10 protein-coding genes are annotated in these 15,775 nt (G+C 40.2%); all 10 read left to right on the top strand.

Translation table 11 applies throughout. The annotated features are described in order from the left end of the window. Window positions 1-287: 287 nt before the first annotated feature. The 10 genes from VYM24_RS21180 to VYM24_RS21135 all read left to right on the top strand — a co-directional run bounded on the left by VYM24_RS21180 (window position 288) and on the right by VYM24_RS21135 (window position 15,764). A complete protein-coding gene (locus tag VYM24_RS21180; RefSeq protein WP_330940856.1) occupies window positions 288-1,382 on the top strand; it encodes a DUF4434 domain-containing protein in 1,095 nt (364 codons plus the stop codon). A 2-nt stretch (window positions 1,383-1,384) separates the two neighbouring features. After that, window positions 1,385-2,785: a sugar porter family MFS transporter gene (locus VYM24_RS21175; RefSeq protein WP_291552888.1), complete on the top strand. Its 1,401-nt coding sequence runs from the start codon at window positions 1,385-1,387 to the stop codon at window positions 2,783-2,785. Between the two features lie 24 nt (window positions 2,786-2,809). Then, window positions 2,810-4,330 (top strand): ADP-ribosylglycohydrolase family protein, encoded by a 1,521-nt coding sequence (locus tag VYM24_RS21170; protein WP_330940855.1) that lies wholly within the window; start codon window positions 2,810-2,812, stop codon window positions 4,328-4,330. A gap of 83 nt (window positions 4,331-4,413) precedes the next feature. Continuing rightward, window positions 4,414-5,589: a n-acyl-d-glucosamine 2-epimerase gene (locus VYM24_RS21165; RefSeq protein WP_291552884.1), complete on the top strand. Its 1,176-nt coding sequence runs from the start codon at window positions 4,414-4,416 to the stop codon at window positions 5,587-5,589. A gap of 89 nt (window positions 5,590-5,678) precedes the next feature. Continuing rightward, window positions 5,679-8,738, top strand: a complete 3,060-nt coding sequence (locus tag VYM24_RS21160) for a SusC/RagA family TonB-linked outer membrane protein (protein ID WP_330940854.1) — start codon at window positions 5,679-5,681, stop codon at window positions 8,736-8,738. 12 nt (window positions 8,739-8,750) lie between these two features. Then, window positions 8,751-10,325: a RagB/SusD family nutrient uptake outer membrane protein gene (locus VYM24_RS21155; RefSeq protein WP_291552880.1), complete on the top strand. Its 1,575-nt coding sequence runs from the start codon at window positions 8,751-8,753 to the stop codon at window positions 10,323-10,325. Window positions 10,326-10,340: 15 nt separating this feature from the next. Further along, window positions 10,341-11,759, top strand: coding sequence for a DUF5018 domain-containing protein (locus tag VYM24_RS21150; RefSeq protein WP_330940853.1), 1,419 nt, complete (start codon window positions 10,341-10,343; stop codon window positions 11,757-11,759). Between the two features lie 69 nt (window positions 11,760-11,828). After that, window positions 11,829-13,502: a DUF4434 domain-containing protein gene (locus VYM24_RS21145; protein WP_330940852.1), complete on the top strand. Its 1,674-nt coding sequence runs from the start codon at window positions 11,829-11,831 to the stop codon at window positions 13,500-13,502. A gap of 232 nt (window positions 13,503-13,734) precedes the next feature. Continuing rightward, a complete protein-coding gene (locus VYM24_RS21140) occupies window positions 13,735-14,769 on the top strand; it encodes a glycerophosphodiester phosphodiesterase (RefSeq protein ID WP_330940851.1) in 1,035 nt (344 codons plus the stop codon). Window positions 14,770-14,774: 5 nt separating this feature from the next. Further along, entirely contained in the window at window positions 14,775-15,764 is a 990-nt protein-coding gene (locus VYM24_RS21135; protein ID WP_330940850.1) for a metallophosphoesterase family protein, read from the top strand. Window positions 15,765-15,775 lie beyond the last annotated feature (11 nt).

The following is a 15,775-nucleotide window of genomic DNA, read 5'->3' as shown; positions in this document are numbered from 1 at the left end:
CTTTTTATCTAGTTGATAATTGCTGAACTCTCCTTTTTCTTATTTCTTTTTTGTCTTTAGTTAGCGTTTCTTTTCTTTTTTCTCGTTATTATCAATTAATAATATGACTGTATTTAATTAAATGTATAGGATAATGAGAATTTAATAATAAAATTATTTATTATCTATTGTTTATTTAATAAATATATCTATATTTGCACTGTGTTATAAGTATAATAACCTCTATAATAATAAAGGTTAAACTTAGAATTCAATAGGTTAACATATATATTATACAGAAGAAAGCTATGAAAACAAGCAGTCGCAGAGATTTTCTGAAAAAGGCCGCACTGGCAGGAGCTTCCGCCTTAGTAGCTCCTGGATTGCTGGCAACTGAAGAGAAAGAAGTGATATCTTTCTCTTCATCGCCCGGTGGTGAGACTGATGAATTTATTATTCCTAAGAATAATGGATTGAAAATAACAGGAACCTTCTTAGATGAGATTTCTCATGATATTCCTCATCAGAATTGGAGTGAAAGAGAGTGGGAGCAGGATTTTCGTCACATGAAAAATATTGGGATTGATACTGTTATTATGATTCGTTCCGGTTATTGCAAGTTTATTACTTATCCTTCTAAATATTTGCTTGGTAAAGGATGCTATATGCCATCTTTCGACTTAGTCGATATGTATCTCCGTTTGGCGGAGAAATATCAGATGAAATTTTATTTCGGTTTGTATGATTCTGGGAAGTATTGGGATACGGGTGATTTATCTTGGGAGATTGAAGATAATAAATACGTTATTGATGAAGTTTGGAAGCAATACGGTGAAAAATACAAGAGTTTTGGCGGGTGGTATATCAGTGGTGAGATCAGCCGTAAGACTAAAGGGGCTATTGATGCTTTCAGGGCAATGGGAAAACAATGCAAGGATGTCTCTGCAGGTCTTCCTACTTTTATTTCTCCTTGGATTGACGGAAAAAAGGCTGTGATGGGAACTGACAAGTTAACTAAAGAAGATGCAGTTTCAGTTCAGGAACATGAAAGAGAGTGGAATGAGATTTTTGATGGGATTCACGAAGTAGTTGATGCTTGTGCTTTTCAGGATGGGCACATTGACTATGATGAATTGGATGCTTTTTTTACAGTGAATAAAAAGCTGGCGGATAAATATGGTATGAAATGTTGGACGAATGCAGAAACATTTGACCGTGATATGCCAATCAACTTCTTACCGATAAAGTTTGATAAACTCCGGATGAAGTTGGAAGCTGCAAAACGGGCTGACTATGATAAGGCCATAACTTTTGAATTCTCTCACTTTATGAGTCCACAATCAGCTTACTTACAGGCGGGACACTTGTATGATAGATATAAAGAATACTTTAATATAAAATAAATATGAAGTCGACAATTAATTTTGGTTATTTAGTTTTCCTTTCGGTAGTAGCGGCTTTGGGCGGTTTTCTGTTTGGATATGATACTGCCGTAATTTCCGGTACCATTGCGCAGGTAACAGAACAGTTCGGGTTGGATGCTTTGCAACAAGGATGGTATGTAGGATGTGCATTGATCGGTTCTATCGTTGGGGTGCTTTTTGCCGGTATTTTGAGTGATAGGTTTGGGCGAAAATCTACTATGATCCTTTCAGCTGTTTTATTCTCTACATCGGCTATTGGTTGTGCCGTATCTGCAGACTTTAATCAACTGGTTATCTATCGGATTATAGGTGGTGTTGGGATAGGGGTTGTTTCTATCATTTCTCCACTTTATATTTCAGAAGTGGCTGTAGCGCAATATCGCGGACGTTTGGTTTCTCTGTATCAATTGGCGGTTACAATCGGTTTCTTAGGAGCTTATCTCGTTAATTACCAGCTTTTAGGCTATTCTATGAGTAATCCGGATGCTGGTACAGGATGGTGGAACCTAGTATTTGTATCGGAGGTGTGGAGAGGTATGTTAGGTATGGAAGCATTGCCTGCAATCATGTTTTTCATTATAATCTTTTTCATACCTGAGAGTCCTCGCTGGCTGATACTGAAAGGGAAAGAAGAAAAAGCTACAAATATTTTTGAGAGAATTTACACCTCTTCTAAGGAAGCTTTATTTCAATTGACAGAGACTAAGTCTGTATTATCATCCGAGTCTAAATCGGAATGGAAGCTCTTGTTGCAACCTGGTATAAGGAAAGCTGTTATTATCGGTGTATGTATTGCTATGTTGGGACAGTTTATGGGTGTGAATGCCGTTTTATATTATGGACCTTCTATTTTTGAAAATGCAGGTTTATCCGGAGGTGATTCTTTATTCTATCAGGTTTTAGTGGGATTGGTGAATACATTGACTACTGTATTGGCTCTTGTTATTATTGATAAAATAGGACGTAAAAAGTTGGTTTATTATGGCGTATCAGGTATGGTAATTTCTTTAATACTGATTGCAACTTACTTTATTTATGGTGAGTCCTGGGGTATCTCCAGCATTTTCCTTTTAGTATTTTTCCTTTTCTATGTATTTTGTTGTGCCGTGTCTATATGTGCTGTGGTATTTGTGCTTCTTTCTGAAATGTATCCGACCCGGGTACGCGGGCTTGCCATGTCTATTGCCGGCTTTGCTTTATGGATAGGTACATACTTGATTGGACAGTTAACCCCCTGGATGCTCCAGAATCTTACCCCCGCCGGAACATTCATTCTGTTCGCAATCATGTGTGTACCCTATATGCTGATTGTTTGGAAACTTGTTCCCGAGACCACAGGAAAGTCTTTGGAAGAGATTGAACGCCATTGGATGAAAAAATAAAAATTGACCTTAATATTATATATAATGAAGATTAGAAATTATTTATTGAGTAGCTGTCTTATAGCAGCATTGTGTTCGTGCGGTACTTCTCAAAAGGAGAACCTGAACCTCACCCTATCGAAAGACACGCTATTCGATAAGGTAAAAGGAGCTTGGGCCGGACAAATCTTAGGATGTACCTATGGGGGGGCAACAGAGTTTCAGTATTTGTCAACCATAATTCCTGATTCTGTGGTTATGCCATGGGGAAATGGGGAAATTAAGAAATGGTTTGATGGTGGAGGTGGTCTTTATGATGATGTTTACGTAGATCTGACATTTGTAGAGACTTTTGAAAGGTGTGGATTGGATGCTCCTGTCGATTCTTTTGCGGCAGCATTCTTAGCTAAAGAATATCCATTGTGTCATGCAAACCAGCAGGCTCGTTATAACCTGTTGCAAGGTTTGTCTCCCCATGCCAGTGGATATTGGAAAAACAATCCTCATGCCAATTGCTTGGATTTTCAGATTGAAGCTGACTTTGCAGGTATTATGTCGCCGGGTATGGTGAATAGTGCAGTGGATTTTTGTGACCGTATCGGACATATCATGGCTTACGGTGATGGATGGTATGGCGGAGTATACGTAGCTGCCATGTATTCTTTGGCTTATGTAAGCGATGATATTGAATACATCGTGACGGAAGGTTTGAAAGCGATCCCCCAGCAAAGTCGCTTCTATGCATGCATGACTGATGTTATAAACTGGCACAAGCAATATCCGGATGATTGGAAAAAGTGCTGGGAAGAGATTGAGAAAAAATGGGGAACTAATGATATTGCCTGCCCAGATGGTGTTGAAGTACCTTTTAATATTGAAACCTATGTAAACGGGGCCTATATCATTTTGGGATTGCTTTACGGTCAGGGCGACTTTGAAAAAACAATTGATATTTCTACACGTGCAGGACAAGATTCCGATTGTAATCCGGCTTCTTCCGGAGGCATTTTGGGGACCATGCTTGGTTATAATCGCCTTCCGGAGAAATATAAGGTCGAAATAGCAATTGTTGAAGATATGCCTTTCAATAATACTGTGAGCTTTAATAAAGGTTCTGAGTTGAGTTATGGACAGGCTTTGCAGATGATAGAAAGAGAAGGTGGAAAAGTTGGTGAGAATGAAGTTAAGATCAACTTTCAGAAACCAGTTCCTGCAAAATTGGAAATCAGCTTTGAAGGTTTAAAACTTGATAAGAAGGTGACTGTGGATAATTGGATTGCTAACTTTCCGACTGTAGAGTTCGACGGTATAGGAACTGTTATTAAAGGGGAACTCAAGGGTGATAATGTTCCTGAAGATTATGTTGCAGAATTAGAGGTCTATTTTAATGATAAACTAGTAGAAATCTGCAAGTTACCGTTGAAGTATAACCATCGCAAACATGAGCTGTTTTTTAATTACGAACAGCCTTACGGAAAATACAAAGTGACTTGCAAATGGACTAATCCAGTGAAAGGAGCAGATATTTGGGTAAGAGACGTCATTACTTATACAACAGATAAATAGGTATAAATATATTGAGGAACTGGTTTATATGCATGCCGGATAAAAAACGTTTCCAGTTTCTCATCTAAAAAATTAATGGAATTATGGATTTGAAGAAATTAGCGGATCAGTATAAGGATGAACTGTTGGATAATGTTCTTCCTTTCTGGTTAGAGCACTCCCAGGATCACGAGCATGGTGGGTATTTTACCTGTCTGGACCGGAAAGGGAATGTTTTTGACACAGACAAATTTATTTGGTTACAGGGTCGTGAAGTATGGTTGTTTTCAATGCTTTATAATAAGGTAGAGAAACGCCAGGAATGGTTGGACTGTGCTATTCAGGGAGGTGAGTTTCTGAAAAAATATGGTCATGATGGAAATTATAACTGGTATTTTTCTCTTGATCGTACAGGACGTCCCTTGGTGGAACCTTATAACATTTTCTCATATACCTTTGCTGTAATGGCATTTGGACAACTCAGCCTGGCTACGGGAAACCAAGAGTATGCGGATATAGCGATGAAGACTTTCGATATTGTACTATCGAAGACCAACAATCCTAAGGGAAAATGGAATAAACTTTATCCGGGTACACGTGAGTTGAAGAATTTTGCTTTGCCGATGATCCTATGTAATTTGGCTATGGAAATAGAGCATTTGCTGGATAAGGGTTGTCTGGAAAAGACGATGGAAGTATGCATCCATGAAGTTATGGAAGTTTTTTATCGTCCGGAACTTGGAGGCATTATTGTAGAGAATGTTCTGGCAAATGGAGAACTTTCCGATTCTTTCGAAGGACGCCAGGTTACTCCGGGCCATGATATTGAGGCAATGTGGTTCATTATGGATCTTGGGAAACGTCTGAACCGTCCGGATTTGATTGAAAAGGCGAAGAATATAACTTTGACGATGCTTGATTATGGTTGGGACAAAGAATTTGGCGGTATCTATTATTTCATGGATCGTAAAGGATGTCCACCCCAACAATTAGAATGGGATCAGAAATTGTGGTGGGTTCATATTGAAACTCTGATTTCATTGCTCAAAGGTTATCAACTGACCGGAGATAAGCAATGTCTCGATTGGTTTGAAAAGGTACATGAATATACATGGAGCCATTTCAAAGATAATGAATATCCGGAATGGTATGGTTATCTGAATAGAAGAGGTGAGGTGTTATTGCCCCTGAAAGGTGGAAAGTGGAAAGGTTGTTTCCATGTTCCCAGAGGACTTTACCAGTGCTGGCAAATTTTAGAAGATATAACTAAGGTCGTATGAAACGAGAATAACAATTCCTAATTTTAAATTTTGGTAATATGAAAAACAAGTATCTTTGTTTGCTATTTTTATTGTTCTCTCTAGTAAGTATGAGTGCACATGCTCAGATAAAGGTAGAGGGTAATGTGTTTGATGAGAATGACACTCCGTTGATTGGTGTATCAGTTGTTGCCGAAGGAGGGACAAATGGTGCTATTACTGATTTAAATGGTCATTTTTCACTTATGGTATCTAATGCGAATTCGCATTTGACTTTCTCTTATGTAGGTTACATCACTCAGAAAGTGCAGTTGAAAGGAAGAAAACTTCTGAAGATCATTCTGAGGGAAGATGCTAATTTGTTGGATGAAGTTGTAGTAGTAGGCTACGGTACACAGAAGAAAATAAATGTGACCGGCGCTATTGCACAAGTGGATAACAAGGAACTGAAGATGGCACCAAGCGGAAGTCTTTCCGGTATGCTGGCCGGCCGTTTGCCCGGTTTGATTTCCAAACAGAGCAGTGGACAGCCAGGTGCCGATGGTGCTAACTTGTACATCCGTGGTAATGGTGCCGGAGATGGTAGCCCATTGATTGTAATTGATGGTGTTATTACTGATTACTTTCCATCATTTTCTCCTGATGAAGTAGAATCTATCACTATTTTGAAAGATGCGACTGCAGCTGCTGTTTATGGTGTGCGTGCTGCTGCTGGTGTAATCTTGATTACGACGAAGCGTGGTGCTGTTCAGAAGCCTACCGTAACGTATAACGGATCACTTACATTGAGTCAGAATACTGATTTTCCGAAGTTCCTGAATGGACCGGATTATGCTTATTGGTATAATAAGGCTCAACTCTTGGATGGAGTTGCAGAGGAAAACCTGAGATTCTCACCTGAAGAAATAGACCGTATTACTAATCCGGGAGAGAATGAGCACATTTATGGAAATACAGACTGGTTTGATTTGTTATTCCGTAATACAGCTCCTACTTATACGAATAATGTTTCAGTTTCCGGTGGTACGGAAAAAATTAAGTTCTTTGCTTCAGTCGGTGCATACAATCAGGAGGGTATTATTAAACGTACTTCTTATGATAAGTATAATTTCCGCTCTAATATGGATGCAAAGATTACTGATAACTTTGATTTGTCTCTTGACTTGTCGGGTTATGTTTCTGAGCAAGATGAGCCAGGGGCTTCTGCAGGGGTTGGTTCTTATGCTTCTATTTTCCAGCAAGCGTTGTTATCGTATCCTTACTTGAAGCCTTATACGGCTGATGGAATGCCTATAGCCAGTATAAATACGGCTGGTAATGGAAATAACAATCCTATTGCGGCAAGAGATTTGTCTGGTAATAATAATGTTAAGAAGACATATTTCCAAGGCAATATTGCTATGAAATATCAGCTGCCTTTTGTGAAAGGACTATCTGTTAAGTTGAATGCTTCTTATCTGAAGAATTATACTATGCAGAAGAAGTACTTCTTGACTTATGATGTATACGGTTGGAATCAGACTACCCGGCAAGGTAATGTAGAGACTGGTCGAATTGCTAATAAAGTTTCTTTGAATCAGTGGTTCACGGAAAGTGAGGGTTATACGATTCAACCTGCTCTTGAGTACTCAAATAAATTTGGTAAACATGCCGTATCCGGATTATTCTTATATGAATTTTCCAGAACAGACGAGTCCAGTATGTCTGCCGGTAGAACGGATTTTCCTATAACTGATATCATGGATTTGAACTATGGTCTTGAGGTGAATAAAGACTTGGTAAAAGGCGGACACAGTCAGGCTAAACGTGCCGGCTATGTAATTCGTCTGAACTATTCTTATGATGATAAGTATTTGTTGGAGTTCACCAGTAGAATTGATGCTTCTACAGCACTTCCCAAAAAGTACAGATGGGGTGTATTCCCAGGTGTTTCAGTAGGATGGAGACTTTCTCAAGAAGATTTCTTTAAGGAAGCCGTTCCTTTTATGGAAAACCTGAAGATTCGCGCATCTGTAGGACGTTTAGGTAGCGATCGTGCCATTAGCAATACGATGACTTATTTCTCTACAGCCACTTTATCGGCTGATCCGACAGTATTATTCGGTACCAGTCCTCAGAAATATTTGGGATTGAGCAGCCCGGTAAATCCTTTTTTGAAGTGGCAGTTGACTGATACTTATAATGTTGGTATCGAATCTAGTATGTGGAATGGTTTATTGGGTGTTGAATTAGATGTGTTCTATATGAAGACCACCCGTTCATTGGAGTCTCAGTCAGCAAACTTCCCACCATCGTTGGGATCTTACTATCCAACGTATATCAATTATGGTTCTCATGATAACCGTGGTTTTGAGCTCGTATTGTCTCATAATAATCAGATAAGAGATTTTACTTATCGCGTAAGAGGTAATCTTTCTTGGGCTCGTAACAAAGTGTTGAAAATGACAGAAGATGCCAATGTGCCTGATTATAAACGTGCTACTGGTGGCCCGATGGGAAGATACTGGGGATTTGTTGCAGATGGTTTATTCCAGTCGGAAGAAGAAATAGCCCATAGCGCTGTTTTCGGTCCGACATTACCCGGTGATATCAAACTGAAAGATATTAATGGTGATGGTAAGATTACCTGGGATCAGGATATGGTTCCAATTGGTCGTAGCAATACACCGGAAATGATGTTTGGTTTGAATCTGGGTGCTGAATGGAAAGGTTTTGATTTCAATATGTTGTTGCAAGGTGCCGCTCTGTTTGATGTAAATTTATGCGGATTGTATAGTAGTGGAATTCGTGATGATACATTCTATACACGTCCTTTCTATGCTGATGGAAATACTCCTTATTATTTGGTGGAAGGTGCTTGGCGTCCCGATCATACCGATGCTAAATATCCTCGTTTAGGAATTGAGTCAAGATCAAATGGTGGAAAATTCTCTTCCTGGTGGGTAGTAGATGGTTCTTATGTACGTCTGAAATCTATTCAGTTGGGATATACCATACCAAAGAAATGGAGTAAAAAGGCTGGCTTTGAAAGAATTCGTGCTTATGTAGCCGGTGGTAACCTGTTTACTTTATCTCATCTGGAGCATATGGATCCTGAAATGCCAAGTGTAAATCAGGGATACTATCCTCAACAGCGTACGTATGAATTTGGATTAAATGTAACTTTCTAAAAAACTAATACAATGAAATCAGTAAATAAGATATTAACAGTATTTGCTTCTGCTTGCTTCACGCTGAGTAGTTGTGATATTGATCCTGTTCTGACAAGTAGTTATCCTGACGATATCACTTGGTCAAATGAAACGAATCTGCAATTGTATATTAATGGCTTTTATTCTTTGATCGGAGGATATTATTCAATCACTGATGATGCATGTGCTGATCTTTTGAAAGCCAACAATCCGGCTGCCAATACTAATTTGTTTGTATTCGGTTCTACTCCTATTACTTCTGCCAGTAATCTTTTTGACAACTGGAATAATAGGCATTCCTGGCAATTGACTTGTTGCCGTGCCTTGGAAGGATTGGAAAAACATCGTGAAAATTTTACCGATGATGTTGCCAAACGTGCAGAGGCGGAATTTCGTTTTTTCCGTGCAGTGGCTAATTTTGATTTGGCGAAGCGGTATGGAGCCAGTTTTATTCTGTACAAGCAGTTACCTGAACTTGGACAAAAGGAGCATGCGCGTTGTACGCCGGATGAATGTTGGGATTTCATAGCAGAGGACTTGGACTTTGCAGCTAAAAATTTGCCTCTGAGAGGTACTGTAGAGGCCGGTAAGTTGACAAGTGGTGCGGCTTATGGAATGAAAGCTCGTGCTATGCTCTATGCTGAGCGTTGGAAAGATGCTTCCGATGCAGCTGCCGAATTGAAAAAGCAAGGGTATGAACTGTATGAGGATTATGGAAAGTTGTTTCTGAATAGAAGAGCGAAACCGGTTGCAAATAATGAAAGTGTCATAGAGTTTGGCTATGTTTACGAGACGTTGGATTATTCTTTTGATTATTTCAATTGTCCGCCCAGTGATGGTGGTTATGCTGAAATCAGTCCGACAGAGACGTTGGTATCGGCTTATCAGATGGCTGATGGTAAAGAGTTTGACTGGAACAATCCTGAAATGGCTGCCAACCCTTATGAAGGCCGTGAACCACGTTTCTATGCTTCCATACTTTATAACGGTTGTCAATGGAAAGGAGAAACACTTTACACATACGAAGGTAGTGTGGATGGCTATGGTTTAGGTGGTGGTACTACTTGCACAGGTTACTATATGCGTAAGTTGTTTGATCCGGAAATTAGTAAGAGCCAAATGCGTAGAACTGACTTGACCTTCTATTACATGCGTTATGCTGAAGTCTTATTGATCTATGCGGAAGCAATGGCAATGCAAGATAAACTTACTGAAGCATTGGAAGCATTGAATGAAGTAAGAGACAGAGTTGATTTGCCGGCAGTATCAGCCAGTACAAAAACTGAATTCATGAAACTTCTTCGCCACGAAAGAATGGTAGAGTTAGCTTTTGAAGGACATCGTTTTTGGGATCTCCGTCGTTGGGGACTGGCAACTACAGTTCTGAATGGTACTCACATGGAAGGAGTGAAGCCGACAAAAGTAGGTGACGGATATGAATACGATGTTGTGGATTGTGATGCTGGTAAAACGCGTGTTTATCTGGAAAAATACAACCGTTTTCCTATTCCTATTGCAGAAATTCAGCAGAACTCTGCTTGTGAACAGTTTGACGAATGGAAATAATTAAAAAATGAAGCTATGAAAATACTTAATAGAATTGCAGCAACAGCGTGTTTGTTTGGGGCAGTGCTCTTGGTTTCCTGTGAGTCTCCTGACTTGAGCACAGCACATGAAAGCCAAGTGAATGGTCTACTTAATGTAACCATTCAGATACCTGATAATCCGACGGAGTTTTATGCTACCAAGAAAGGCCCTTATGAAGAGGGAGAAGAAATTACGGTGAAAGTGCCTACCACGGATGAAGACCCGCTCGATGTAAGCCGTCTGATTTGTACCGTAAGTGTGGAGCATAATTGTTATGTTGTTCCGGGAGTTGAGGGTGAAATGGATTTCACTGAACCTTATAAAATAACAGTAATCGATGCATTGGGAAATCGTCATAACAACACGATTCGTGTGGTACCGACACCGCCTAAAACCAAGTTTTCCAAAGTGTGGGAAAAGAACTGTACCGATCTGGGATTGGCAAGCCGCAATAATACAGGCTTAGCAATATACGGTCAATATCTGGCAGTTCAGGAATATAATGGTCCTATTTATCTGTATGACATGAAGACGGGAGCAGCGGTTAAGACTATAGATGCAGCAAGATCGTTTATGATGAAGGCTCGTACGGATGATGCCGGTCACTTGATTACTTCCCGTGAAAATATTTACGGTGCAGGTTTCATGGTCTTCTATTATTCTGAAGCAGATCAGGAACATAAGTTGTTGCTTGACTATACTGCCGGTGATGGTTGCCCGGGGGATTTGGGATATAACATGAGCGTGGCAGGTGATGTAACCAGCGGTACAGCTTATATTTATGGTACAGGTCCTAATGATATGACTATTTATTATTGGAAATTACAGGATGGTCAGTTAGTAACTCCTGCCAATCAGCCTAATAAATTGCGTTACGGACCGGCCGGAAGTTCTTGGACTGCCGCACCTGCTATACAGCGTGTTTCATTGGCCGACGATTCGGATCATTACATCAGTTACACGAAGTGGGTAAACGGAAACAGTGATGAGGCTTTGAAGAGTCGCTTCAATATCTTTACGACATCCATGGAAGTTACAGCTTTGAATGCGGATGCTCACGAATACCGCTTGCTTGGCTTCAATGTATTTAAGGTGGAAAATGATACCTATTTGGCACTCAATGACCAAGGTGCTGACCAATGGGCCGGTGGTGGTGCTACCCTCAAGGTATTCGACATTACCAATACCTCTAAGATGGAACTGGGACCGGACGATGACGGATATGGTGACTTCTGTGTATTTACAAGCGATATGTCCGCATGGGGTCAGAATTACTTTAGCTGGGGGGACGTTGCTGTCTACAAAGAAGCAACCTCAACCGGATATGATGTGTACATTGCAACCTCTGTTGTTGGCTTTGATTTATCACAGTCTATTGTAAGAATGTATAAGATGAGTTATTTCTGTCAATAATACACATTGATTAATTCAAATCGGGAGTGCCGCTAATCCGGCGGCACTCTTTTTTAAAACTAATGCCTTATGAAAACAACTGCTATATTGGTAAGTCTGTTCTGTTTTATTTTGGCTTCCTGTGGAAGTGATGATCATAACGGAGGAGGAAACGGTCAGGATGGTGACTATAACCTGCAAGAAGAGATACGTAAAATATTGAATAGCACGAAAGCTACTAAAAATATTAACCCTTTCGATGAATTGGGGTGCGAAATTTATCGTACTGGTCCTACCAGTGCCGAAGAACCTACCAAAGCCACTATTGACTATGATTTAGGTGATGACTATAAAGAAGGAGTGGGAAGTTTTAAGCTGAAATACAGTTTTTCCGGTAAGCCTATGACTTCAAACCCTGAGTATGTCTATTTCGAAGAAACATGGGGAGATTATCGCCCCGACCTGTCTTTCTATCCTTTGGGACTTTCCATTTGGGTGAAAGGTCAAAAAGCTAACAAAGGTGTTTTCCGCTTCATCATTATGGAAGATGAGAAGCAGTTCAGCGCCGACAAACCACATGACAGTACACGTAAGAGATGGCAATATTATGCTTTTGAAGACGAAGAAATATTATCCAAAGAAGGCTGGAACCGTCTGGTTATGCCCTACAGTGCGTTCAAATTGTATAAAAAGGGGCAGGGGACTACGGCTGACGGCTTATTGCTAAACCGTTTTGAAGGATTCAGGATTGAAATCGTAAATACAAAACATGAAGTCTGCACCGGCGAGGTAAGTATCGACGCATTGGAGCAATTGACCTCTTATGAACTGAAAAGCGGAAAGCCTAAGTTCTCCAGTATTTTTGTACAATTGAATACCGCTTATGTCAATGAAGACTGGGATAAACAGTTTCAGGATAGCCGTGCCATCGGCATTGACACTTGGATTATTCAGTATGCGGAGCAGTTTACAGACGGAGAAAACACCAGTATTTCGTTCTATAAGAATACCAACATGCCTTGGATTACCGAGAAGTATGACTTTGTCGACCAAATGTTCGAGGCTGCCGAGCGCAATGGCATAAAACTGATTGTAGGTCTTTATCCCGGTGATTACAGTAAAACGAATACGGCATCACCGGAGAAATATAATCTCAATTTAGAGAGAAATAAGATGGTGTTCGATGAGCTGTATGAGCAATTTGGCAATCACCCTTGCCTTGAAGGCTGGTATATAACAGAAGAATTTCATGATGGTTCTTATCCTGTAGGCTGGCAGCAAGAACCCTCTTTATCCATGTTGGCTAAATATCTTGAAGGAGTGGCCTCTTATATCAAGACAAAATCGGATAAGCCCGTTTCTATTGCTCCTGCTTTATGGCGAGGTATGCCAGCTGATCTTTGTGGCCAATGGTTCGGACGGATTTTCGCCCAGACGCCCAATATTGATTATTTATACATTCAGGATCTTGGCGGACGCTGCTTGGTGGATGTGGATGTAGACCTGCCCAATTGGTTTGCTGAGATTAAAAAAGCATGTGATGCCAACGGCGTACATTTTGGTGTTGATATAGAATCATTCCAGAGTTGCTGGTGTCCGAATGTCCCTTATCGGGAAAAGAACTGGAGTGAACTAAAGGAGCAATTATTCGTAGCTGGGTTGTTTACCGAATATATCACGAATTTCAGTTGGGTTACTTTTAAGAAGGGTACAAACAATTATACAAGTTATAAAAAGTATCTGGAAGACAATGGACTTTTGTAAATAATGAAGACTCTAATACCCGAAGGTGTAGTGGTAAACAGAAAAGGGCTACACCATAAGGGCGAAAGGGTGTAGCTATCCGAACAAAAGGGTGTAGCCTTAACACTGAAAGGGTGTAGCCCGTTTAAATAACCGCTACGACTATGTGTGAACGGGATAAGTAGACGGGATTTTTTATTCGGATATAAATAACGATTTTATGGATGTGTATATTTGTTATTGATAGAATAGGATGAAAAATGCAATCTTTATAGCAGGAATGCTTCTTAGCACCTTCGTCATGAGGGCCGGAGATATTTCGAAGTATGTGTTGGATAATTATCTGATTTCCGTGGGGCAGTCGGGGAGTGTAGTGGGGCGGATATATCCCACACCCTCCAATGTTCGTTTGTTGAGTGATACTTCTTCTCTCTTCCGGATTGATCTTAAAGAGAAATCAATCTGTCTGAAAAAGAATAGAGCGTTATCAGCTGGGCAGACGAGTTACAGATACGGCATAACTCTTTTGATTGACGGGCAGCAGTGTGAGTTTGAATTATTGAAAGACGGCTTCAGTAAGAACAGAGTGGTGGCTCATCGGGGTGCTTGGAGACAGAAAGGGGTGTTGCAAAATTCAGTTCGTTCTTTTCAGAATGCGGTAGAATTGGGATGTCAGGGATCTGAATTGGATGTTTGGTTAACTGCTGACAATAAAGTTGTTCTTTCTCATGATCCGCATGTATATGGATTGGAAGTTGAAAATATCACTTCATTGCAGTTATTTCAACAAACGATTCATGAGAAAGACCCGGTACCTTCACTTCAGGAGCTCTTGATAGCTGCAAGGGCGCAGAATAGTACCCATCCTATTATTGAAATAAAAGATTCCCAGAAAGGGTTGGAACGTACGTTGCAGTTGACAGACTCTGTGGTGAATATTGTTCATCGCATGAAAATGCAGGGGTATGTGGAATATATCAGTTTCAATTATGAGGTATTGAAACATATCCGCGAACTGGACCCTACAGCCAGAACTCTTTACTTATGGGAAGGTAAGAAGGAACTGAAGGACCTTGTGAACGACCGCATCTCAGGAATTGATTATTCTTACTATGCATACAGGCAAGATAAGAATCTGACTCAAAAAGCCAGGGAAGCCGGTTTGCTTACCAATGTCTGGACGGTGAATAATGCGGAAGAGCTGCAACAATATTATTTATTGGGAGTAGACTATATTACTACAGATGAACCTGAATTATTATTGAAGATTATAGATAGTTTAAAATAAAAGATATGATGTGTAAGAAAATAGCTTTATGCTTAATGGTATTATTCAATGCTCTTACGGTTTTGGGCCAGAAAGAAGTATTGAAGTTCAATCGTGACGGTAAGTTTAAGATTGTACAGTTTACGGATGTTCATTATAAATATGATGATCAGGCGAATTCACAAATATCTCTGGATCGTATTAACGAAGTATTGGATGCCGAACGTCCTGATTTCGTCATGTTTACGGGAGATGTGGTCGTTTCCAATGAAGTTTTCAAAGGGCTGGACATTGTTTTGGAGCCTTGCATTAGACGCAATATTCCGTTTGGAGTGGTATTTGGCAATCATGATGATGAGTATGATCGCACCCGGGTGGAATTGTATGATTATCTCTCGCAAAAGAAAAACAGTATGATGCCTGCCCGTGGGGGCGAAGTCGCTTCCGATTATGTTTTGACGGTGAAGTCGTCAAAGGATAAGAATAAAAATGCGGCTCTTCTATATTGCATCGATTCTCATGCATACACGCAGATAAAGTCAGTACCCGGATATGACTGGATTAAGTTTGATCAGATTGCCTGGTACAGAAATCAAAGCAAGGAATTTACGAAGCAGAATAATGATATCCCTCTTCCTGCATTGGCTTTCTTCCACATTCCCATACCCGAATACAAAGATGCTGTGATGGAAGATAAGAACAGATTGTTTGGAGTGAGAGGTGAAGGAGTTGCTTGCCCTACCACTAATTCAGGTCTGTTTACTTCTATCAAGGAGTGCGGAGATGTTATGGGGACATTTGTCGGTCACGATCATAACAATGATTATGCAGTTATGTATAAGGAGGTGTTATTGGCCTACGGGCGTTATACAGGTGGAAATACGGTGTACAATAATTTGGCTAACGGTGCCCGTGTAATCATATTGCAGGAGGGAGAACGCAAGTTCGATTCCTATATTCGTCTGGCTGGTGGCGAGATTGAATCACGGATTTCTTATCCGGGTAGTTTTAACTAATTCTAATTTAA

Origin of the sequence: Bacteroides sp. MSB163 (genome assembly GCF_036416795.1) — a bacterium.
GTDB classification, from domain to species: domain Bacteria; phylum Bacteroidota; class Bacteroidia; order Bacteroidales; family Bacteroidaceae; genus Bacteroides; species Bacteroides maternus.
Note: the sequence above shows the minus strand (reverse complement) of the source record. Positions and strands in the feature narration are given on the sequence as shown.

Bases quoted from the DNA above. Each gene is read 5' to 3' on its own strand.
- VYM24_RS21180 (WP_330940856.1), top strand. From the start codon at position 288: ATGAAAACAAGCAGTCGCAGAGATTTTCTGAAAAAGGCCGCACTGGCA.
- VYM24_RS21175 (WP_291552888.1), top strand. From the start codon at position 1,385: ATGAAGTCGACAATTAATTTTGGTTATTTAGTTTTCCTTTCGGTAGTA.
- VYM24_RS21170 (WP_330940855.1), top strand. From the start codon at position 2,810: ATGAAGATTAGAAATTATTTATTGAGTAGCTGTCTTATAGCAGCATTG.
- VYM24_RS21165 (WP_291552884.1), top strand. From the start codon at position 4,414: ATGGATTTGAAGAAATTAGCGGATCAGTATAAGGATGAACTGTTGGAT.
- VYM24_RS21160 (WP_330940854.1), top strand. From the start codon at position 5,679: ATGAGTGCACATGCTCAGATAAAGGTAGAGGGTAATGTGTTTGATGAG.
- VYM24_RS21155 (WP_291552880.1), top strand. From the start codon at position 8,751: ATGAAATCAGTAAATAAGATATTAACAGTATTTGCTTCTGCTTGCTTC.
- VYM24_RS21150 (WP_330940853.1), top strand. From the start codon at position 10,341: ATGAAAATACTTAATAGAATTGCAGCAACAGCGTGTTTGTTTGGGGCA.
- VYM24_RS21145 (WP_330940852.1), top strand. From the start codon at position 11,829: ATGAAAACAACTGCTATATTGGTAAGTCTGTTCTGTTTTATTTTGGCT.
- VYM24_RS21140 (WP_330940851.1), top strand. From the start codon at position 13,735: ATGAAAAATGCAATCTTTATAGCAGGAATGCTTCTTAGCACCTTCGTC.
- VYM24_RS21135 (WP_330940850.1), top strand. From the start codon at position 14,775: ATGATGTGTAAGAAAATAGCTTTATGCTTAATGGTATTATTCAATGCT.